This window comes from Sphingobium sp. HDIP04, assembly GCF_000445085.1.
GTDB classification, from domain to species: Bacteria; Pseudomonadota; Alphaproteobacteria; order Sphingomonadales; family Sphingomonadaceae; genus Sphingobium; species Sphingobium indicum.
Genome location: NZ_ATDO01000139.1, coordinates 1 through 19,785 on the forward strand (window position 1 = coordinate 1; position 19,785 = coordinate 19,785).

Sequence of the window (19,785 nt, forward strand, 5' to 3'; positions counted from 1 at the left end):
GGGGGCGACAAGCACCAGCCGGTTGCCCGCCATGTCGGCCCTGCTGCCGCGCCGGATGAATCCGGCCTTCTCCACATCGTCCATCCAGCCTTCGTCCGCCGACGCGAACAGGTCGGCCGGGGCGCCGCCCCTGATCTGCCGGGCGAGGGCGGAGGAGGCGGCGAAGGACAGGACCGGCCGGGCATGGCGCCGCGCCGCCCAGGCATCGGCGGCGGCGGTCATCGCCTCCTGAAGGCTGGCGGCGGCCAGCACCAGCGGGCCTCGCTGCTGCGCCATGGCCGGGACCGGCAGCATGTGGACGACCATGGCGATGGACGCGAGGGCGCGGAGAATCGGTTTCGGCATGACCCTTGTCCTGCCAGCAGCGCGCCCTTTTGTCTTGCCCCGCCATCGGTTAAGCCGGAGCGCATGACGATGTTTCCGACCCCGCCGGTTCCGGCCTGATCGCGCCGTGGCGGTCATTCGCTCGCTTTGCGGCCAATGCGGCGTGGGCTGCGGCATCCGCGCCGTGACCGGCGAGGGGCGCGAGGCGCTGATAGAGGGCGATCCGGTGCATCCGGCCAATGGCGGCCTGCTCTGCACCCGCAGCGAAGCGTTGAAGGACATGTTCCCGCTGGACGGGCGGCTGTTGCGGCCGATGGTGGACGGTCGCGCCGCCGGTTGGGACCGGGCCATCGACCAGGCGGCGCGCCGCCTGTCCGCCGTCATCGCCCGCCACGGTCCGGGCAGCGTGGCGATGCATGTGCCGGGCGGCCTGCTGACCGAAGACTATTATGTCGCCAACAAGCTGATCAAGGGCTTCGTCGGTTCCGCGCATGTCGAAGCGCCGTGCAGCGATGCGGGCGGCATGGCGGCGGCGCAGCGCGCCGCCTTCGGCGAGGATGTGACGCCCGCCGCCTATGAGGATCTGGCGCAGGCGGACATGCTGTTGCTGCTGGGCGTGCCGACCGCCCGCCGCCATCCGGTGCTGCACGAAAGGATCGCCGAGGCGCGGGCGGAGCAGGGCGCGCGCCTGATCCTGGTCGCGCATGCGGACGACGGGCAGGAGGTCGAGGCCGATGAGCGGCTGAACGTCGCGCCGGGCAGCGAAGCGATGCTGTTGAACGGGCTGCTGCTGCATTGCCATGACCATGGCGCGCTGGACCGGAAATTCATGGAACGCAGCCTGTCCGTGCCGGCGGATTTCTGGGCGGGGCTGCGCCGGGGACATGACCTCTGGTCGGTGGCCCGCGCCTGCGGACTGGCGCCGGGCGAGGTGCGCGCCTTTTACGATCAGGTCGCGGCGGCGCCCCGGCTGGTGACGCTGTTCAGCCCGCAGGGACAGGGTGAGGAGGCGCGTCGCCTGTCGGCCGCCATCCTCAATTTCCATCTGGCGACCGGGCGGATCGGCAAGGCGGGCGCGGCGCCCTTCGCCGTGACGGACGCGGGCAACGGCATGGGCGCGCGGGAAGTCGGATGCCGCGCCGGGGAACTGGCCGCGCACCGGGATTTTTCGGCCCAGGCCCTGGCGGAGGTCGGCCGCTTCTGGGGCGCGGCGCGGCTGGCGGACCGGCCGGGGATGTCCGGCGCGGCGCTGGCGCGGGCGGTGGAGGCGGGGCATGTCAAGGCGCTGCTGATGATGGGCGGCCTGCCTTCGGCGTCCCATCCGATCCGCGGCCTGATGGGGCAGGTGCCGCTGGTCATAGCGACGACGCCATGGAGCGAGCCGGAAATCGAGTCGCTGCGCATGGTCGCGCTGCCGTCGCCGCTGTGGGTCGAGAAGGACGGGACGCTGACCGGCGCCGACCGGCTGATCAGCCGACAGCGCAGGCTGTTTCCCCTGCCCGGAGAGGCGAAGCCAGACTGGTGGATATTCACCCGGATCGCGCAGGCCATGGGGTGGCGCGAGGCCTTCCATTATGAGCGCCCCGCGGAAATCTATCGCGAGCATGTGCGGCTGACCGCCTATCGCAATGAGGGGGGGCGGCTGCTGAACCTCAAGCGGCATGCGCCGATTTCCAACCCGGCCTATGACGAGCTGACGCCGTGGCGTTGGGGGGAGGTGCCGTTCGACGAAGGGCGTTTCCCGACGCCGGACGGGAAGGCGCGGCTGATCGCCCTATAGAGCGATTTCCAAGCGATCGGAACCGATCGCCGGCTAAGAAATCGAGGAAAACAAAGAAACCAGAGCGGCGATCTGATTCAATCAGACCGAAACGCGCTCCAGGAGTCCCCAACCTAGGGTGTGTGGACAAATTCGGAATGTCGGGAAATGGCCATCCCAAGACATTCCTCTCCCGTAAACGGGAGGGGTTAGGGGTGGGCGCGACCCCGGACTTGATCCGGGGGAGCTTCTGACTTGGCCGTTGCAAAACAACGCGAATGTTGCGCCAGCCCACCCCCTAACCCCCTCCCGCTTGCGGGAGGGGGAACGTCCGCTCTCCACTCAAATCACTCAGTCCGGCGAGTCTTGAATTTGTCCGCGCTGCCTAGGACCGCTGAACCGCGATTGCGCGGAGATGCTCCAGCAGCGCGTCGCCGTTGGCGGTCCAGGTGAAGCGCAGGGCCGCTTCCCGCACCGCTTCCCGGTCGGGCGGGTTGGTCAATATGGCGCTGATGGCGTCGGCGAGCGCTTCGGGTTCGCGGGCGACGATCAGTCCCGCCTCCGGCCGGTCGAGCAGTTCGCGGGCGCCGCCGACATCGCTGATCACGACGGGGGTGCCGCAGGCCAGCGCCTCCACCCAGGCATTGGCCAGCCCCTCGGACGAGGAGGGGAGCGCCATGACGTCGGCGGCGGCGTAGATGCGCGGCAGGCGGTCGTGAGGCACCGACCCCAGAAAGCCGATTCGCCGGTCGACGCCCAGTTCCTCCGCCTGCCTTTCCAGCGCCCGGCGATATTGCCCCTGGCCGGCGAACAGCAGCGTGACGCCCGGCAGGTGCGGCAGCGCCCGGACCAGCAATTCCTGCCCCTTGCGCGGAATGAGCGCGCCGACGCACAGCACCACCGGCCCTTCGAAGCCCAGGCTTTCCTTCGCGGCGGCGCGGTCGCTTATCTCGAATCGGTCGAGGTCGACGCCGGTATAGTGGACCCGGATCTTCTCCGCATCGATGCCCATGCGCGCCATCGACCGGCGCATCGCGTTCGACACCGCGAGCAGCCCGGCGGCATCGTCGGCGGCGCGCTTCACCATCTTGCGCGTGCCCCGGCGCGTGCCCCAATAATGGATGTCGGCGCCGCGCGCCTTCACCGAATAGGGAATGCCGAGGGCGCGGGACAGGCGCTGCGCCACCGGGCCGTCGGGAAAGAAGAAGCTGGCGTCGATGACGTCGAAGGGCTGCTGCGCATGGAGGCGCCGGACCAGCGGCAGGATGGCGCGGGTCATGCCGTGGACGTTGAAGCGGCCGCCGAATTTGGGAATGATCGGAAAGACCGGGCGGTGGACGGTCAGATCCTTCCACCGTTCCTTGGCGGGCAGGGCGCGCAGGGCGGCATAGCGCTTCGCCTTCGACAGCGGCCAGGGCGGAATGCCCAGCGGCGCGACCACCGTGACCCTGACGCCGTCCCGGCTGGCCAGTTCGCGGGCCTGCCGTTCCACGAAGACGCCGAAATTGGGGCGGCTCATGTCCGGGAACAGGGTGGACAGCATCAGGACGTTCAGCGTCATCGCATCTTCCTAGCGGGCGCTCATCAGGCGGCCCTGGTCGACGCAGCGTTAAGGATGAAACCGCCTTTGTCTACAGCCGTCTGACCAATTGGACCGCCACGGCGCCCCAGGGTGGGTCACTGATCACCTGCTGGCGGGTGCCGCTGCCCAGGGGAAGGACGTGCAGCCGGTCGTCCTCCCGCCCGATCAGCCGCCCGAACAGGAAGCGCCCGGCGTGGCGCGGCAACAGCAGGTCGCGGTTCAGCACGCTGGAAAATTCGTCCGGCATGATGCGGCGGCACCAGATTTCGTCACCGCTGCGGTAATCCCCGATGCTGCCCGACACCTGCACGCCCACCATCGCGTCGGCGGGGGCCGGCGGGGCGAGCGAAAGGGGACGGGTGGGCGCCCTTGCGCCCTCCGGCCCCAGCAGCGCGGCCACGGGCACCACATTCTGGCCCGGCAGCGCGACCAGTTCGGAGGAGGCGACGCCCAACGCGCGGGCAATGCGGTTCAACCAGTTGACCGATACGGTTCGGGTGCCGGTTTCCAGGCGACCGATGGTCTGGGCCGTGGTGGGCGGGACGCACAGGGCGCCGACCTGTTCCAGCGTCAGCCCCTTGGCCTTGCGTACCTCCCGGATGCGGGTGATCATGCCATATCCTGTTTTACCTATTTGGTTTTAGTTCTTTCCTACAAACGAGCCGCCATGGCAAGTCCCCTCGCATCCGATTCCTGAAAGGAGAAGCGCCATGGCCACGCAATATGTCGAACGGATCATGGAAGATCCCTTTGGACGGGCGCAGAAGGTGGCGGTCAACCTGCACGAATCGCCCCTCGCCTGGCTGCATGCGCGGGGGCATTTGAGCGAGCGGCATTATCTGGCCGGCGACAGGCTGCGCGCCGATTGGGAGAAGGCGGGGCTGGGTCCGCGGGTCACGATGCGCTGGGACGCCGCGCCGGGGCGGCAGCGCGGCGGAGGCGCGGCGGCGCCCGAACCGGGCCTGGCGCAACTGTCCGCGCGGGAGCGGTTCGACGGCGCGATCCGATCGGCGGGGCCGGGCCTCGCCGATGTGCTGTGGCGGGTCGTCTGCGCGGGCGAGGGATTGAGTGCGGCGGAAAGGGCGCTGGGATGGCCGACGCGCGCGGGCAAGCTGGTGCTGACGCTGGCGCTGGATCGGGTGGCGGCCTGGTATCGGCTGAGCTGAAGCACGCTGCGTTGAATCGAGCCGCCGCGTTCGTGCCGAGGGCTTGTCGAAGGGCTCAGCACGAACGGTTCCGAGCTATTGCATGCGGCCCAGTCGGAAGAGGGCGCTGCCGAATCTCCGGCAGCGCCCTCTTCGCAATGGTCGTTGTCCGTGGCGCGCCGGCTTACTGGGCGCGGGGCGCCGCCGCCGCCGCATTGGCGGGCAGGCCGCCGAGCTGCGTCACCAGCTTGGTATAGGCGTCGAGATAGGCGAGGACGATCACCTGGCCGATCTCCGTATTCTGGTAGCCGCCGCCGCCGGCCGCGGCCAGGCCGCCCATCCAGCCCGCGCCGCCGCCCGCGCCGAAGCTGAGGTCCGACTTGCGGGCATAGCCTTCCGTCAGCGCTTCTTCCTCGGTCGTGCGGGCGTTGACGATGGAGAGCGTCACATTGGCCTCGCTTTTCTTGATCGAGATGCCGCCCGCCAGCGCGCCGATCGTGCGGCCGCCCAGGAAGCCGCCGAGCATGCCGCCCAGCGCGTTGCCGCCCGAATTCTTGTTGGAGGAGACGATGTCGGGCTGGAGATAATAGTCAGCCGCCTTCACCTGGCCCTTGCCCAGGTTCGACCCGGCCTGAAGTTCGCCGGAGTCGGCCATGGCGCGCTCCATATTGCGGCTGGCCATGGCGCGGCCGCGATTGACGATGCCGAAGCAGCCCGACTGCTGGATGAACACCTTGAGGATCGCCTCCGGGCTGCCCAGGTTCAATTCCCGCCACCACTGGTTGTCCGGGTCGACGATGGCAACCGTGCCGAGGCGCCGGGTGCAATGAGGAATTTCGGCGGTTTTCTTGGCCTGCTGCTGCCGGGCGGACGAGCCCTTGTCGGCGGCCATCGCCGGAGAAGCCGCGACAGCCAGGCCGGCTGCGGCAGCGACGAACTTCGCGAACACACGCATTGTCATGCACCCCTGAAAGTTGCTGAAGTCGTTTTGATTTTGTGGCGCCCCGTTATTTGCCCCAAGCTCTAGCACAACCGCGGGGCCGCGCAAGCAATGCGAATGGGTATCGCCGCTATTGCCCTCCATGCGCGATCCTGCTGACAGGCCCGCAAATGGCTGCTATCGGCGCGGCCATGACCGATCTCTCGCACATCCGCAATTTCTCGATCATCGCCCATATCGACCATGGCAAGTCGACCCTGGCCGACCGCCTGATCCAGCGCACCGGGGGCCTGACCGACCGGGAGATGTCGGCCCAGGTGCTCGACAATATGGATATCGAGAAGGAGCGCGGCATCACCATCAAGGCGCAGACCGTGCGCCTCGACTATGTCGCGAAGAATGGCGAGACCTATGAGCTGAACCTGATGGACACGCCGGGCCATGTCGACTTCGCCTATGAGGTGAGCCGGTCGCTGGCGGCGTGCGAGGGCGCGCTGCTGGTGGTGGACGCGGCGCAGGGCGTGGAAGCGCAGACGCTGGCCAACGTCTACCAGTCGATCGAGCATGACCATGAGATCGTGCCCGTCATCAACAAGATCGACCTGCCCGCCGCCGAGCCGGAGAAGGTGAAGGCGGAGATCGAGGAGGTGATCGGCCTCGACGCGTCGGAAGCCGTGCTGGCGAGCGCCAAGGCCGGGATCGGCATCGACGACATATTGGAGGCGGTGGTCGCCAAGATCCCCGCGCCCAAGGGCGACCGGGACGCGCCGCTGGAAGCGATGCTGGTCGATAGCTGGTACGACCCCTATCTGGGCGTCGTCATCCTGGTGCGCGTCGTCAACGGCGTCATCAAGAAGGGGCAGAACATCAAGTTCATGATCGGCGGCACCGAGCATCTGATCGACCGCGTCGGCTGTTTCCGGCCCAAGATCGAGCAACTGGGCGAACTGGGGCCGGGCGAGATCGGCTTCATCACCGCGCAGATCAAGGACATCAGCCAGACCCGCGTCGGCGACACCATCACCACCGTCAAGAATCCGGCGAAGGCGCCGCTGCCCGGCTTCAAGGAAGTGCAGCCGGTGGTGTTCTGCGGCCTGTTCCCGGTCGACGCCAATGATTTCGAGAAGCTGCGCGAATCGATCTCCAAGCTGCGGCTTAACGACGCCAGCTTCTCCTTCGAGATGGAGACGTCGGCGGCTTTGGGCTTCGGCTTCCGCTGCGGCTTCCTGGGGCTGCTGCATCTGGAGATCATCCAGGAGCGGCTGAGCCGGGAATATGACCTCGACCTCATCACCACCGCGCCGTCGGTGGTGTATGAGATTCACATGAATGACGGGACGGTGCGGCATTTGCACAATCCGGCGGACATGCCCGACGCCAACCATATCGACTATATCGAGGAGCCGTGGATCGAGGCGGTGATCTATTGCCCCGACGAATATCTGGGTTCGATCCTGAAGCTCTGCCAGGACCGGCGCGGCATCCAGAAGAACCTGACCTATGTCGGCGGGCGCGCGCAGGTGACCTATGAACTGCCGCTCAACGAGGTGGTGTTCGATTTCTACGACCGGCTGAAGTCGATTTCGCGGGGCTATGCCAGTTTCGACTATCATCAGATCGGGGCGCGGGAAGGCGACCTCGTCAAGATGAGCATCCTCGTCAACAACGAGCCGGTCGACGCGCTCAGCATGATCGTCCACCGGGGCAGCGCCGAATCGCGCGGGCGCGGCATGTGCGAGCGGCTGAAGGACCTGATCCCCCGCCACCTGTTCAAGATTCCGATCCAGGCGGCGATCGGCGGCAAGGTGATCGCGCGCGAAACCATTGCCGCGATGCGTAAGGATGTGACCGCCAAATGCTATGGCGGCGACATCACCCGCAAGAAGAAGCTGCTGGAGAAGCAGAAAGAGGGCAAGAAGCGGATGCGCGAATATGGGTCCGTGCAGATCCCGCAGGAAGCCTTCATCGCGGCGCTGCGCATGGGGGATGAGGGCTGAGGCAGACCGGAATAGGGTGGGCCTTCCCCATATCGTCATGCTGAACTTGTTTCAGCATGACGGGTTTGATGGGGCAGTTCGCAGCGCTCGGATGTCGGATCATTCCGCCGCCAGATGGTCCCGGAACCAGGCGGCGGTTTCCTCCTCGCTCAGTTCTCCGGCGGCGAGAGCGAGCATCATGCCTATGGCGTCTTCCGGCGCGAAACGCAGAGCGACGCCGTTCAGAGCCAGGAACAGACGCGCAAGCACCCAGGCGGTGCGCTTGTTGCCGTCGACGAAAGGATGATTGCGCGCAATCCCGAAGGCGTATGCCGCCGCCAAGGCGCAAGGATCATCCTCACCATAGGTCCAACGGTTGATTGGCCTTGCAAGGGCGGAGTCGAGCATTCCGGCATCGCGCACGCCCATGCCGCCGCCATGCTCGGCGAGCTGGCGGTCATGAACGGCATTGGCTATGTCGGAGTCGAGCCAGACCGGCTCTACCCTGTCGTCGGCGGCCATGAAGCAGGCTTACTGCGCCAGCACGCGCAGAATATCGCGATCCTCGCGCATGATCTGTTCGGCAAGAGCCATCTTTGCCTCGAAGTCGGGATTATTCGCGGTCAGCCGGATACCGTCGGGCGCTTCGCTGACATAAAGACTGTCGCCCAGGCCGACGCGTAGCCGCGCCAGCACCTCCTTGGGCAGGATGACCCCGGCGGAATTGCCGATCTTCGTAATCTTGAGCGGTGCGTTCATACAGATGTTATAACCATGATCCGGTCGCGGCGCAAGCCCGGCGGCCTTGACGGCGGCGGGGCGTCCATGGTCAATGCAGGGGTATCAGCGTCAGGGGACCGGCATGAGCGAGACATGGCTGTATGATGAGCATCCCGCGATGTTCCGCGCCCATCCCTTCCTGTTCCTGCTGCTGCTGATTTCCGTGGTCGGCATTCTGGCCATCGGCGTGTGGTGGGTGTTGCGCAAGGGCGAGCGGCTGGCGCTTTCCGACCGGGAAGTGCTGTTGGAGCGCGGCCTGCTCGCCAAGCAGCGGACGGAGATCGCGCTTTCCAGCATCCGCAGCGTGCGCATCACCCAGACGCTGGGCCAGCGCATCTTCAACGTCGGCAATGTGGAGCTGTTCAGCGCGGGCGACATGGCGGAAATCGCGATCAAATCCATGCCGCGGCCCGACCGCATCCGGGCGATCGCGGCTTCCCGCAATCTCGACCTGCTGCCCCAGCGGTAGGAATAGCCAACAGCCTCTTGACTTGACCGCATTTATTTCAACGATAGTGCAATAGCGAGAAGGGGCGCGTTGGAGCGCCCACGGCCAGCAGGAAGGACGCCGGAGGAACGCCGGTCCGCAGTGGCGCGGGCGGGTGATTGCAAGGGGTCGTCGTGCATGGGCTTGCGTGTGATGCCGTCGTTGCCGGAACTGACCGCGCAGCAGCAGGACGATGTCCGCCAGGCTTGCGGTTTCGCCTGCGTCCGATGTGGCGTGACCATCTACCGTTATCTGCGGCTGCCGGAGAGTCATGGGGTGACGCTGCTCTGCCCGACCTGCCACGGGCTGGTCGAGGAAGGACGGCTGACGCCGATGCAGGTGCAGGGATTCCATGCCAATCCGGTCGTGCGGCAGCGCCATTTCGCGCGCGACCGCCTGCCCTTTTCGCCGGAACTGCCGACGCTGATCATGGGCGGCTCCCAATTGCTGAGGGACACGCCGATCCCGCTGACGCTGGAGGGCGAGCCGATTCTGATCTTCGCCCCGCCGCGCCGCAGCAATGGGGCAACGCGGATCAGCGTGCGCATGGGCGGCCCCGATGGCGAGCCGGTGCAGGTGGTGAACGGCAATGAATGGATGCCGACGGACGGTAGCTGGCATTTCCTGCTGCGCGGCGACCGCTACAGCATGATGGCGGCGCGGGGCGAGGGGCTGGCGGTGCTGCGCATCGTGGCGCGGAACCGGATCGCGGTGGAGCATTTGCGCACCACCATTCGCGGACGCAGGCTGGAGGCGACGCCCGACTGGCTGGAGATCGACGGCAAGCGCTATGTCGGGCGGATCGGCAGCGGGACGTTGATCGGGCTGGAATGTTGATTGCCGTGGAAAACCACGTGCTCCTGCGAAGGCAGGAGCCTAGTTCCAACACCTGATCTGGGCTCCTGCCTTCGCAGGAGCACGTGGTTTATTCCGTCCCGGACTTAGCCGCAGCGGGCGGAGGTGATCGCCATCTTGCCGTCATAGCTGACGGTCAGCCGGTCGGCGCGGAAATCCATGGTCATCGCCATGCCCGGCGCGCCCCAGCGCAGCGTGCGCGCGCCCGACGCCTTCAGCAATTCCGCTCCGGTCGCCGCGCTGGCGGTCTGGCCGAGGAAGCGGTCCAGCCCCTGGTCGCGGCATGGACCTTCGGCGGCGGGCGGCGGCGCGGCGGGGCCTTCGCCGTTCGCGCCCGCGCAGGCGGCCAGAAGGGGAAGGAAAATCAGCGCCGCCGTCCGCATCGTTCCTGACTCCTATTGCGTGCGGGTCATCTTGAGGCGGCCGTTCTTGACAGCGAAGGCCAGGCGACCCTCCACCAGGTCGACCGCGTCGCGGCCGAACTGTTCATAGCGCCAGCCTTCCAGGATGGCGAGGTCTTCCCGCACGCCGGCCGCCAGCGCATCGATGTCGTCGCTGCGGGCGATGAGGCGGGCGGCGACGTTGATGTCGCGGGAACGGATTTTCAGCAGCAGCTTCAACAGGTCCGCCACCAGCGCGCCGTCCTTGCCCAGGCCGGGGCGCTTGGGGTCGCGCTCCGGCATTTCCTCCTTGGCGAGCGGAGCGTGGCTTGCCAGCGCCAGCATCAGGCGGTTGCCGATGTCGTTGGTCTTCCAGGTGGCGGACAGGCCGCGCACCTTGCCCAGGTCGTCCTGCGTGCGCGGCGGGTGGCTGGCGATGTCGGCCAGCGTCTCGTCCTTGACGATGCGGCCGCGGGGCAGGTTCTTGTCCTGCGCCTCCATCTCGCGCCATGCCGCCAGCGCCTTCAGGCGGCCCAGCACGTCGGCCTTGCGGCTGGCGATGCGGACGCGTTGCCAGGCCTCGTCCGGCTTGTTCTCGTAATTGGACGGGTCGCTGATCCGCTCCATCTCCTGGTCCAGCCAGTCGCCGCGGCCGGTGCGGCGCAGTTCCTCCAGCATCTTGGGGAATATCTGGATCAGGTAGGTGACGTCGCCGATCGCATAGTCGATCTGCCGCTTGTCGAGCGGGCGGCGCGCCCAGTCGGTGAAGCGCGCGCCCTTGTCGAGTTGCACGCCCAGCCAGGCGTCGACCAGATTGCCGTAGCCGATCTGCTCGCCCAGCCCCAGCGCCATCGCCGCGATCTGCGTGTCGAACAGCGGATGGGGCGTCTTGCCGGTGAGGTTGTAGATGATCTCCAGATCCTGGCCGCCCGCGTGAAAGACCTTCAGCACGTCCTCATTGTCGACCATCAGGTCGAGCAGGGGCGACAGGTCGAGGCCGGGCGCCTTGGGATCGATGGCGGCCGCCTCATGCTCGTCGGCGACCTGCACCAGGCAGAGGTCGGGCCAATAGCTGTTTTCGCGCATGAATTCGGTATCGACCGCGATATAGGGCGACTTGGCGATCCGGGCGCAGAATTGGGCGAGAGTCTTGCTGTCGGTAATCAGCGGATGGATTTGCATATGGTCTTCGATCTTATTATGGGCTGGCCCGTCGCGCACGGGCTCGTCAATGCTTGACAGGACTGCCCATAGCGGCGCTGCAACAATTTGTCATTTGCGTAAAACGAAGCTGAAAGACCAAAAACGCCATGCATCCCTATCGCACCCACACCTGCGGCGCCCTTACGACGGCGGAGGTCGGCAATGAGGTGCGGGTGTCCGGCTGGGTGCACCGCAAGCGGGACCATGGCGACCTGGTCTTCATCGACCTGCGCGATCATTATGGCATGGTGCAGATCGTCACCGAAGTCGACGGGCCGGTGTTCCGGGTAATCGAATCGCTGCGGGCGGAAAGCGTCGTGACGGTGACGGGCAAGGTGGTTGCGCGGGCGAAGGAAGCGGTGAACCCGAACCTGCCCACCGGCGAAATCGAGATTCGCGCTCTGGACGCGGTGGTGCTGTCCGCCGCCGCCGACCTGCCGCTGCCGGTCGCGGGGGAGCAGGAATATCCGGAGGACATCCGCCTGCGCTATCGCTTCCTCGACCTACGGCGTGAGACGCTGCACGCGAACATCGTCAAGCGGACGAAGATCATCTCCGACATGCGCCGCCGCATGGAAGGGGCGGGCTTCACCGAATATTCGACGCCGATCCTGACCGCCAGCAGCCCGGAAGGCGCGCGCGACTTTCTGGTGCCCAGCCGCATCCATCCGGGGAAATTCTACGCCCTGCCGCAGGCGCCGCAGCAATACAAGCAGTTGCTGATGGTCGCGGGCTTCGACCGCTATTTCCAGATCGCGCCCTGCTTCCGCGACGAAGACCCCCGCGCCGACCGGCTGCCGGGCGAATTCTACCAGCTCGACCTGGAAATGAGCTTCGTCACGCAGGAGGATGTGTGGAACACGATGGAGCCGGTGATCGCTGAGGTGTTCGAGGCGTTTGCCGACGGCAAGCCCGTGACCCCGGCGGGCAGCTTCCCGCGCATCCCCCATGCCGAGGCGATGCTGAAATATGGGTCGGACAAGCCCGATCTGCGCAACCCGATCCTGATCGCCGACGTCACCGAGCATTTCCATGGCTCCGGCTTCGGCATCTTCGCCTCTCTGGTGGAAAGCGGCAGCGTGATCCGCGCGATTCCCGCGCCGGGCGCTGGCGCGGGCAGCCGCAAATTCTTCGACGACATGAACAATTGGGCGCGCAGCGAAGGCTATTCGGGCCTGGGCTATATCAACATCAAGGACGGCGTGCCCGGCGGCCCCATCGCCAAGAATCATGGCGAGGAACGGACGGCGAAGCTGATCGAGGCGCTGGGCCTGGGGCCGAACGACGGCGTGTTCTTCGCGGCGGGCAAGGAAGGCCAGGCGGCGAAGCTGGCGGGCCTGGCGCGGATTCGCGTGGGTGAGCAGCTCGACCTGATCGACAGGGATCGCTTCGAACTCTGCTGGATCGTCGACTTCCCCTTCTACGAATATGATGAGGACACCAAGTCCATCGACTTCGCACACAACCCCTTCTCCATGCCGCAGGGGGGGCTGGACGCGCTGGAGAATCAGGATCCGCTGAGCCTGAAGGCCTATCAGTACGACATGGTGTGCAACGGCTATGAGATCGCTTCGGGCTCGATCCGCAACCAGTCGCCGGAACTGATGGTCAAGGCGTTCGAGAAGGTGGGCCTCAGCCAGGCGCACGTGGAGGAGCGCTTCGGCGGCCTCTATCGCGCCTTCCAATATGGCGCGCCGCCCCATGGCGGCATGGCGGCGGGCGTGGACCGCATCGTGATGCTGCTCTGCGGGGCGCAGAACCTGCGGGAGATCACGCTGTTCCCGATGAACCAGCGCGCCGAAGACCTGCTGATGGGCGCGCCCAGCCCGGCGGAGTTCAAGCAGTTGCGCGAACTGCACATCCGGGTCGTGGAGCCGCAGGCCAAGGCCTGAAATCCTTTCGGTCCCATGCTTGTCAAAGCCCCGCTCCTGTTCTCTAAGGGAGCGGGGCTTTGCTGTTCGGGAGTTGAGGGATGACCATCGACCTCGCCGACTATGAGAAGGGCGCGAAGTTCAAGGGCGACTATGAGGCCAGGCTTGCCGAATTGCAGGAGCGGCTCGCCAAGATACAGGTCGCGCACATCATCCACGACCGGCGCAGCGTCATCCTGCTGGAGGGATGGGACGCGGCGGGCAAGGGCGGCATCATCAAGCGCATGACCGCGCAGTGGGATCCGCGCTATTACAAGGTCCATCCCATCTCCGCCCCGACCGAGGAGGAGCGCGACCGGCATTTCCTCTGGCGCTTCTGGACGCGCCTGCCCGCCGGGCGCAACATCGCGATCTTCGACCGAAGCTGGTACGGCCGGGTGCTGGTCGAGCGGGTGGAGGGCTTCTGCTCCAGGGGCGAGTGGAAGCGCGCCTATGAGGAGATCAACGCCTTCGAAAGGCAGCAGGTCGACGCCGGGACCAACATCGTCAAGCTGTTCGTCCACATCACGCAGAAGGTGCAGGACGAGCAGCTTGCCGAGCGGCTGGACACCCCCTGGAAGCGGTGGAAGACCGGCGCGGACGATTATCGAAACCGGGCCAGGCGGGCGGATTATCTGGACGCCATGCACGACATGTTCCGCAAGACCGACACGAAGGCGGCGCCCTGGCAGGCGATCGACAATAATCACCGCCGCGCCGGGCGGATCGCCGCGCTGGAGCATGTGGCGAGGCGGCTGGAGAAGCTGGTGCCGATGGATTTTCCGGAAGCCGATCCGGAGGTGGTGAAGCTGGCGGCCGAGGCATATGGCTACAGGAAAATGCCGTAGCCCGAAAAGGGCTGGCTTCGGGCGGAATTCGGGTTAGGCTCTCCCTCCATAAAGAAGGAGAGGATGCATGCTCGTCATGTTCGTGGGCGCCGACCGGACCGAAACCGCCGTCAATGCCGCGCAGGTCACCTTCATATCCTCCGTGACCGACGGCACCCGCATCCGCTTCGGCGAAGGGCGCAGCGTCACCGTGATAGAGCCGATCGCCGAGGTGATGGAGCGACTCAACGTCATATTGCGGCGGGATGATTAGCGGGGTTTCGGTTGGAGGGTGGACCTATCCTATTCCTCCCCATCGATAGATGGGGAGGGGGACCAGCCGAAGGCTGGTGGAGGGGAAGGGGGCACGACCTCCGAATTCCCCCTCCACCACGCTTCGCATGTCGAAGAGAGTCACGTGCCTCTCTTCGACCCTTCCCACGCTTCGCGCAGGGAGGAATTGAGGGCAGTCACTCCGGGTAGCGGATTTCCATCACCTCATATTCCTTCTCCCCAGCCGGGAGCATCACGCGGCGCAGGTCGCCTACCGCCGCGCCGCGCAGGGCGCGGGCTATCGGGGTGCTCCAGCCGATGCGGCCGGCGCTCGCCTCCGTCTCGTCATTGCCCACCAAAGTGACGGTGCGGCGCCTGTCGTCCTCGTCCGCGATGGTGACGGTCGCGCCGAAATAGACCTTGCTCTTGTCGGGCTGCTGGCGCGGGTCGACGACCTTCGCGTCCTTCATCTTTCGCGAGAGGCGCTTCAACTGCCCGTCGATCTCCCGCATCCGCTTGCGGCCGTAGAGATAGTCACCATTCTCGGAGCGGTCGCCATTGCCCGCCGCCCAGCTTACCACTTCCACGATCTTCGGGCGCTCGACGCCGAGAAGCTGGTCATATTCGGCGCGCAGCTTCGCGAAGCCTTCCGGAGTGATGTAATTGGGGTGAGGGTTGCTCATGATGAACCCTCCCTACCCGTTCGCGTCGAGCGAAGTCGAGACACGTCATGCCCGGCGTTTCCCGACTTCGCTCGAAACGAACGGAGGAGACAGCTTAGGCAGCGTGGACAAATTCAAGACTTGCCGGACTGAGTGATTTTTTGGGGGGGGCGGACGTTCCCCTATTCGTCACCCCGGGCTTGACCCGGGGTCCCGCTGCCTTTTCAGGCGAGCACTCAGAAAGAAAGCGGGACCCCGGATCAAGTCCGGGGTGACGGTGGGGCAATGTCAGCTAAGGCCATTTCACGACATTTCCGAATTTGTCCACACACCCTAGCCCGGCGTCTGTTTGCCGAGATATTTGGACAAGGGCGTCGTCGTGCCCCTGAAGCGCGCCCGCCCAGGGTTCATCGCCTCGTACACCACGGCGTTTTCCAGCACGCGCTGGACATAGTTGCGCGTTTCGAACAGCGGGATCTGCTCGATCCAGCGCAGAATGTCGGCGCCGGGCAGGCGGGGGTCGCCATTGGCGCTGATCCAGCGGTTCACATTGCCCGGCCCGGCATTATAGGCCGCCACCGCCAACGGATAGCTGCCGCCATAATAGTCCAGCATCCGCTGGAAATAGGAGGAACCCAGCATGATGTTGTAGCTGGGGTCGTTGAGCGAACTGGGGTCGTAGCTCATCCCCAGCTTGCCCGCCTGTTCGCGGGCGGTCCCGGGCATCAACTGCATCAATCCCCGCGCCCCGGCGTGGCTGACGATCTGCCGGTCGAACTGGCTTTCCTGCCGGGCGATGGCGTGGACCATGGTCCAGTTATATTGCGCTTCGGACGGCACGGGCACGCGGGGGAAGGCGCTTGTCCCATAGCCGGTGAGGCCGCTGGACACGGCGCGGCGGCCGACCATCACGCCCATGTCGGGGCGGCCGATGCTCTGCGCCAGTTCGACGGCCAGATAATGGTCGGCGTCGCTGTCGGCATTGTTGGCGATGGCGCGGGCGAATTTGCTCTGATCCTCCCAATAGCCCATCTGGCCCAGCGCCTTCACCGCCCGGACGACCGATCGGTTGGCGAAGGCGGCGCGTTCGCTCGCGGAGATTTCCACCGGGCGCTCCACGGCGGCGGGAGCGGGGATCGGGCGGCCCAGCCGTTCAAGCGCGAGCTGGCCGTAAAACTGGTCGGGAAAGGCCCCGGCGCGGGCGAAATAGCTGTTCGCGCTGGCGGCGTCCCCGGCCTGGAGCGCGGCGCGGCCCGCCCAGTAAAAGCCCTTGGACTGGGTCTGCGGCGACTTGGCGGCGGTGGCGTAGCGGCGGAACATCTCCATCGCGTCCAGCGGCTTGCCGAGATTGTAGAAGGCCGTCGACCCCGCCAGCCAGGCTAGGCTGGTATAATCGTCGCGCTCGCCGATGGGCCGGGTGCTGACGTCGGTGCCGGGCAGATAGGCGTCGTCCAGCTTGCTGGCGATGCCGTAGGCGAAGCTCCACTGGCTGTCGTTCGCGGCGGCGCGCGCCTGGGTCAGCAGCACCTCATACCATTTTTCCGCGTCGCCGGGGCGGAAGGTCAGCGCCGGCCGGTTGGCCAGATATTGACGCCCGGCGATCCAGTTGCCGGTGTTGAGCAGCCATGCCGCCTTGTCCGCGACGAAGCCCGCGTCGGTCGCGCCGACGGCTTCGGCCAGTTGCATCTTCATCGCGGCGTCGGGCGCCTTCTGGCGGAAGGCGATGCGCGCCTCATAGACGGGGCGGCGGGCGGGCGAGACATAGGCCAGCATCCGCTGCGCGCCGAACATGTCGCCCTTCCACAGCAGGGCGTCGGCGCGCAGGTCATGCTCCGCCGATGTCCAGCCGGAGCCGAACAGCGAGAGCAATCGCGCCTCGTCATCGGGGGAGAGGGTGCCGCCGATCCATGCGTTGCGCGCCGCGATCCGCGCTTCGCCCATGCGGCCCTGCTGCATCAGCGCCAGCGCGTAACGGGCGTTGCCGGTCGCGGTGCGCGGCGGGAAGCGGGCGAAGAAGGCGACGACCTGCCCCGGATCGTAGCTGTTGGGATTGATGCCGGTTTCCGCCAGCCGCCGCATCCGGTCCTCCCCCGGCCAGCCGGGATTGGCCATGATGAAGCTCATATAGGTCGAAGACCCCAGCCCATCGCTCTGCTGGAGCGCGCGCCACTGGCTGATCGTGCCGGAGATCGAAGGATCGCTCGCCACGCCGATTCGGCTTTGCGCCTGCTGCCAGGGGCTGGGCTCCGTGGAGCGGGGAATCGGCTGCACCACGGCGCCCGGCGGATAGGCCGAGGCGGGCGCGGGGACGGGGGTTTCGGTCTGGGCGCTGGCGCCGGCCGTGAAAAGCAGAAGGGCGATCAAAGGCATACGAACCGTAAGGGTTTCCGGGGCAGTTTCGAGACAGGAGAGCGATACCCTACTGGACATTATCGCAATTGCATCCTTATCAGGCCCTGAATGACGCGCTATAGCGCGCCGTTCGCGTGTTTCACGCTATCATGCCCCGGAATCCCGGTGAGTTGAAGGAGTTTGTTGCATGTTTTCCGGGTCGATTCCGGCGCTGATCACGCCCTTCCGCGACGGGGCGGTGGACGAGGCGGCTTTCCGCGCCTTCGTCGACTGGCAGATCGGGGAAGGCAGCAGCGCCCTCGTTCCCTGCGGCACGACGGGCGAAAGCGCGACCATGACGGTCGAGGAGCATAATCGCGTCATCGCCATCTGCGTCGACCAGGCGGCGGGCCGCGTGCCGGTGATCGCCGGTTGCGGATCGAACGACACCCGAATCGCGCTGGAGCATATGTTCGCGGCGCAGGCGGCCGGGGCGGATGCGGCGCTGGTCGTCGCGCCCTATTACAACAAGCCCAACCAGGAGGGGGTCTACCGGCATTTCGCGCATCTGGCGGAGCGCTGTTCCCTGCCCATCATCCTCTACAATGTGCCCAGCCGCACCATCACCGACATCGGCGTCCCGGTGATCCACCGCCTGTCGGAGGAGTTCCAGACCATTGTCGGCATCAAGGACGCCACCGGGAATCTGGGGCGGGTCGCCGCGCAGCGGCTCGCCTGCCGGGCCGATTTCTGCCAGCTTTCCGGCAATGACGAAACGGCGCTGGGATTCAACGCGATGGGAGGGAAGGGCTGCATTTCGGTCACGGCCAATGTCGCGCCGCGCCTGTGCGCCGAATTCCAGCAGGCGACGGAGAACGGCGATTGGGATGGTGCCCTGGCGCTCCAGGATCGTCTCTACCCCCTGCATGATGCCCTGTTCAGCGACGCTTCACCCGGCCCGGTCAAATATGCCCTCACGCGGGTCCGCCCCGACATGCCCGGCGACGTCCGCCTGCCGATCACCTGGCCGTCGGAATCGAGCCGCGCCGCGGTGGACCGGGCGCTGGAGATCGCGGGACTGGTTTGAGAAGGGGACTATCCCCATCTTCCGTTCGCGCAGAGCAGGCCTTGAGCTTGTCGAAAGGCCGTATCGAAGGACGGGGATGTGCCAAATGCTTCGATACGGAGCTTCGACAGGCCCAGCCCCTGCTCTGCGCGAACGGATAGTTTAGAGAAGTCTGATTGAACGATAATGGCCCGTCCCCGTCCCGAAGCCTTCGACAAGAAGAAGATCGTCGCCGAGAACCGGCGCGCCCGTTTCGAATATTTCCTGGAGGATGTGTTCGAGGCCGGCATCGCCCTGCAAGGCACAGAGGTCAAGTCTCTGCGCTTCGGCGAGGGCAATATCGCGGAAAGCTATGCCGAGGTGAAGGGCGAGCAGGTGTGGCTAGTCAACAGCAACATCCCCGAATTCAGCCATGGCAACCGCTTCAACCATGAGCCGAAACGCCCCCGCAAGCTGTTGCTGCACCAGCGGGAGATCGCCCGGATGCACGGCGCCGTCGAGCGCAAGGGCATGACGCTGGTGCCGCTGTCCATCTATTTCAACAGCCGGGGCAAGGCGAAGGTCGAGTTGGCGCTGGCCAAGGGCAAGAAGACCCATGACAAGCGCGACACGATCAAGGAACGCGACTGGAAACGCGACCAGCAGCGCATCATGAAGGCGCATCGCTGATGGACAATCGACTTTCCCGCTGGTGGCACGCCAATGCGCCCACCCGCGAGTCGCTGGAAAACAACCGCTTTCTGGCCCCGGTGGCGCATCGCGTGCTGGAACCCTCGTTGTGGCGCTTCACCCGGCGGTCGGTGCCGCGCGGCGTGGCGCTGGGGCTGCTGGTCGGCATCTTCCTGCTGATCCCCGGCGTGCAGATTGCGGGCGCGGCGCTGCTGGCGCTGCCGTTCCGGGCGAATATTCCGCTGGCGGCGGCGATGACGTTCCTGTCCAATCCCGCCACCACGCCGCTGTTCCTGATGGCTTCGGTGTGGATGGGCAACTGGATGTTGGGGCGGACGGCGGATGCTTCGGGCTTCATGGCGCTGATCGATCGGCACGCCTCGATCCGCGAATGGTGCGCCTGGCTCTTTTCGGAGGCCGCGCCTGCCATGCTGCTGGGGCTGGCGCTGATTTCCCTGGCTTTCGCGGTGGTCGGCTATTTCCTGGCCGACTGGATCTGGCGCCATCGCATGGGGCGGAAATGGCATGCGCGCAAATTGAGGATTGGCAAGGCGCGCGAAAGCGGCGCATTGGAGGAAATCGCTTCGGCCTGAGGGGGTTGGGGCGGCAAGTCCAT

General features: G+C 66.1%; 21 protein-coding genes. 11 read left to right on the forward strand and 10 right to left on the reverse strand.

Translation table 11 applies throughout. The features are described 5' to 3' along the window. Positions 1-345: molybdate ABC transporter substrate-binding protein (modA, locus tag L286_RS45455; RefSeq protein WP_031293605.1), on the reverse strand; the 345-nt coding region annotated here is incomplete at its 3' end. 106 nt (positions 346-451) lie between these two features. On the opposite strand from modA, the gene L286_RS45460 reads away from it, so the two are divergent. Further along, positions 452-2,104, forward strand: a complete 1,653-nt coding sequence (locus L286_RS45460) for a molybdopterin oxidoreductase family protein (RefSeq protein ID WP_021224010.1) — start codon at positions 452-454, stop codon at positions 2,102-2,104. A gap of 364 nt (positions 2,105-2,468) precedes the next feature. On the opposite strand, the gene L286_RS45465 is transcribed toward L286_RS45460, so the two are convergent. Continuing rightward, complete coding sequence (locus tag L286_RS45465) at positions 2,469-3,644, reverse strand: glycosyltransferase (protein WP_020817701.1); 1,176 nt, start codon at positions 3,642-3,644, stop codon at positions 2,469-2,471. A 70-nt stretch (positions 3,645-3,714) separates the two neighbouring features. Further along, positions 3,715-4,278 (reverse strand): helix-turn-helix domain-containing protein, encoded by a 564-nt coding sequence (locus L286_RS45470; protein ID WP_007683019.1) that lies wholly within the window; start codon positions 4,276-4,278, stop codon positions 3,715-3,717. A gap of 97 nt (positions 4,279-4,375) precedes the next feature. On the opposite strand from L286_RS45470, the gene L286_RS45475 reads away from it, so the two are divergent. Then, complete coding sequence (locus tag L286_RS45475) at positions 4,376-4,831, forward strand: DUF6456 domain-containing protein (protein ID WP_013041376.1); 456 nt, start codon at positions 4,376-4,378, stop codon at positions 4,829-4,831. A 163-nt stretch (positions 4,832-4,994) separates the two neighbouring features. On the opposite strand, the gene L286_RS45480 is transcribed toward L286_RS45475, so the two are convergent. Next, positions 4,995-5,765 carry a CsgG/HfaB family protein gene (locus L286_RS45480; RefSeq protein ID WP_007683023.1) on the reverse strand — a complete coding sequence of 257 codons (771 nt, stop codon included), beginning with the start codon at positions 5,763-5,765 and terminating at the stop codon, positions 4,995-4,997. Positions 5,766-5,941: 176 nt separating this feature from the next. On the opposite strand from L286_RS45480, the gene lepA reads away from it, so the two are divergent. After that, positions 5,942-7,747, forward strand: coding sequence for a translation elongation factor 4 (gene lepA / locus L286_RS45485; RefSeq protein WP_025160781.1), 1,806 nt, complete (start codon positions 5,942-5,944; stop codon positions 7,745-7,747). A gap of 99 nt (positions 7,748-7,846) precedes the next feature. Here lepA and L286_RS45490 read toward each other — a convergent pair whose 3' ends face one another. After that, complete coding sequence (locus tag L286_RS45490) at positions 7,847-8,248, reverse strand: type II toxin-antitoxin system death-on-curing family toxin (RefSeq protein WP_020817703.1); 402 nt, start codon at positions 8,246-8,248, stop codon at positions 7,847-7,849. Between the two features lie 9 nt (positions 8,249-8,257). Continuing rightward, entirely contained in the window at positions 8,258-8,485 is a 228-nt protein-coding gene (locus L286_RS45495) for an AbrB/MazE/SpoVT family DNA-binding domain-containing protein (RefSeq protein WP_013041372.1), read from the reverse strand. Between the two features lie 103 nt (positions 8,486-8,588). Here L286_RS45495 and L286_RS45500 point away from each other — a divergent pair, with 103 nt between their 5' ends. Continuing rightward, entirely contained in the window at positions 8,589-8,975 is a 387-nt protein-coding gene (locus L286_RS45500; protein WP_007683030.1) for a PH domain-containing protein, read from the forward strand. A 171-nt stretch (positions 8,976-9,146) separates the two neighbouring features. After that, the gene (locus tag L286_RS45505) at positions 9,147-9,830 is read left to right on the forward strand and encodes a hypothetical protein (protein WP_020817704.1); all 684 of its coding nucleotides are present in this window, start codon (positions 9,147-9,149) and stop codon (positions 9,828-9,830) included. A gap of 104 nt (positions 9,831-9,934) precedes the next feature. Here the strand turns inward: L286_RS45505 and L286_RS45510 are convergent, their stop codons facing one another. Next, on the reverse strand, positions 9,935-10,231 hold the full coding sequence (locus L286_RS45510; RefSeq protein ID WP_021224011.1) for an I78 family peptidase inhibitor: 297 nt from the start codon (positions 10,229-10,231) through the stop codon (positions 9,935-9,937). Positions 10,232-10,243: 12 nt separating this feature from the next. Beyond that, complete coding sequence (gene rnd, locus L286_RS45515; protein WP_025160780.1) at positions 10,244-11,410, reverse strand: ribonuclease D; 1,167 nt, start codon at positions 11,408-11,410, stop codon at positions 10,244-10,246. A gap of 128 nt (positions 11,411-11,538) precedes the next feature. On the opposite strand from rnd, the gene aspS reads away from it, so the two are divergent. The 3 genes from aspS (at position 11,539) to L286_RS45530 (ending at position 14,442) form a co-directional block, all read left to right on the forward strand. Beyond that, positions 11,539-13,323, forward strand: coding sequence for an aspartate--tRNA ligase (aspS, locus tag L286_RS45520; protein WP_020819868.1), 1,785 nt, complete (start codon positions 11,539-11,541; stop codon positions 13,321-13,323). A gap of 80 nt (positions 13,324-13,403) precedes the next feature. After that, entirely contained in the window at positions 13,404-14,189 is a 786-nt protein-coding gene (locus L286_RS45525) for a polyphosphate kinase 2 family protein (RefSeq protein WP_020819869.1), read from the forward strand. Positions 14,190-14,256: 67 nt separating this feature from the next. Further along, complete coding sequence (locus L286_RS45530; protein WP_007683041.1) at positions 14,257-14,442, forward strand: hypothetical protein; 186 nt, start codon at positions 14,257-14,259, stop codon at positions 14,440-14,442. A gap of 196 nt (positions 14,443-14,638) precedes the next feature. Here L286_RS45530 and greB read toward each other — a convergent pair whose 3' ends face one another. Both greB and L286_RS45540 read right to left on the reverse strand, forming a co-directional pair. Further along, positions 14,639-15,124: a transcription elongation factor GreB gene (gene greB / locus L286_RS45535; protein ID WP_020819870.1), complete on the reverse strand. Its 486-nt coding sequence runs from the start codon at positions 15,122-15,124 to the stop codon at positions 14,639-14,641. A gap of 312 nt (positions 15,125-15,436) precedes the next feature. Then, complete coding sequence (locus L286_RS45540; RefSeq protein ID WP_020819871.1) at positions 15,437-17,473, reverse strand: lytic transglycosylase domain-containing protein; 2,037 nt, start codon at positions 17,471-17,473, stop codon at positions 15,437-15,439. Between the two features lie 169 nt (positions 17,474-17,642). Here L286_RS45540 and dapA point away from each other — a divergent pair, with 169 nt between their 5' ends. The 3 genes from dapA (at position 17,643) to L286_RS45555 (ending at position 19,762) form a co-directional block, all read left to right on the forward strand. After that, entirely contained in the window at positions 17,643-18,521 is an 879-nt protein-coding gene (gene dapA, locus L286_RS45545) for a 4-hydroxy-tetrahydrodipicolinate synthase (protein ID WP_007683047.1), read from the forward strand. Positions 18,522-18,686: 165 nt separating this feature from the next. After that, on the forward strand, positions 18,687-19,169 hold the full coding sequence (gene smpB, locus L286_RS45550; protein WP_007683053.1) for an SsrA-binding protein SmpB: 483 nt from the start codon (positions 18,687-18,689) through the stop codon (positions 19,167-19,169). Further along, positions 19,169-19,762, forward strand: coding sequence for a DUF2062 domain-containing protein (locus tag L286_RS45555; protein WP_007683056.1), 594 nt, complete (start codon positions 19,169-19,171; stop codon positions 19,760-19,762). Before smpB ends, L286_RS45555 begins: the two co-directional genes overlap by 1 nt. The last annotated feature ends 23 nt before the right edge of the window (positions 19,763-19,785 follow it).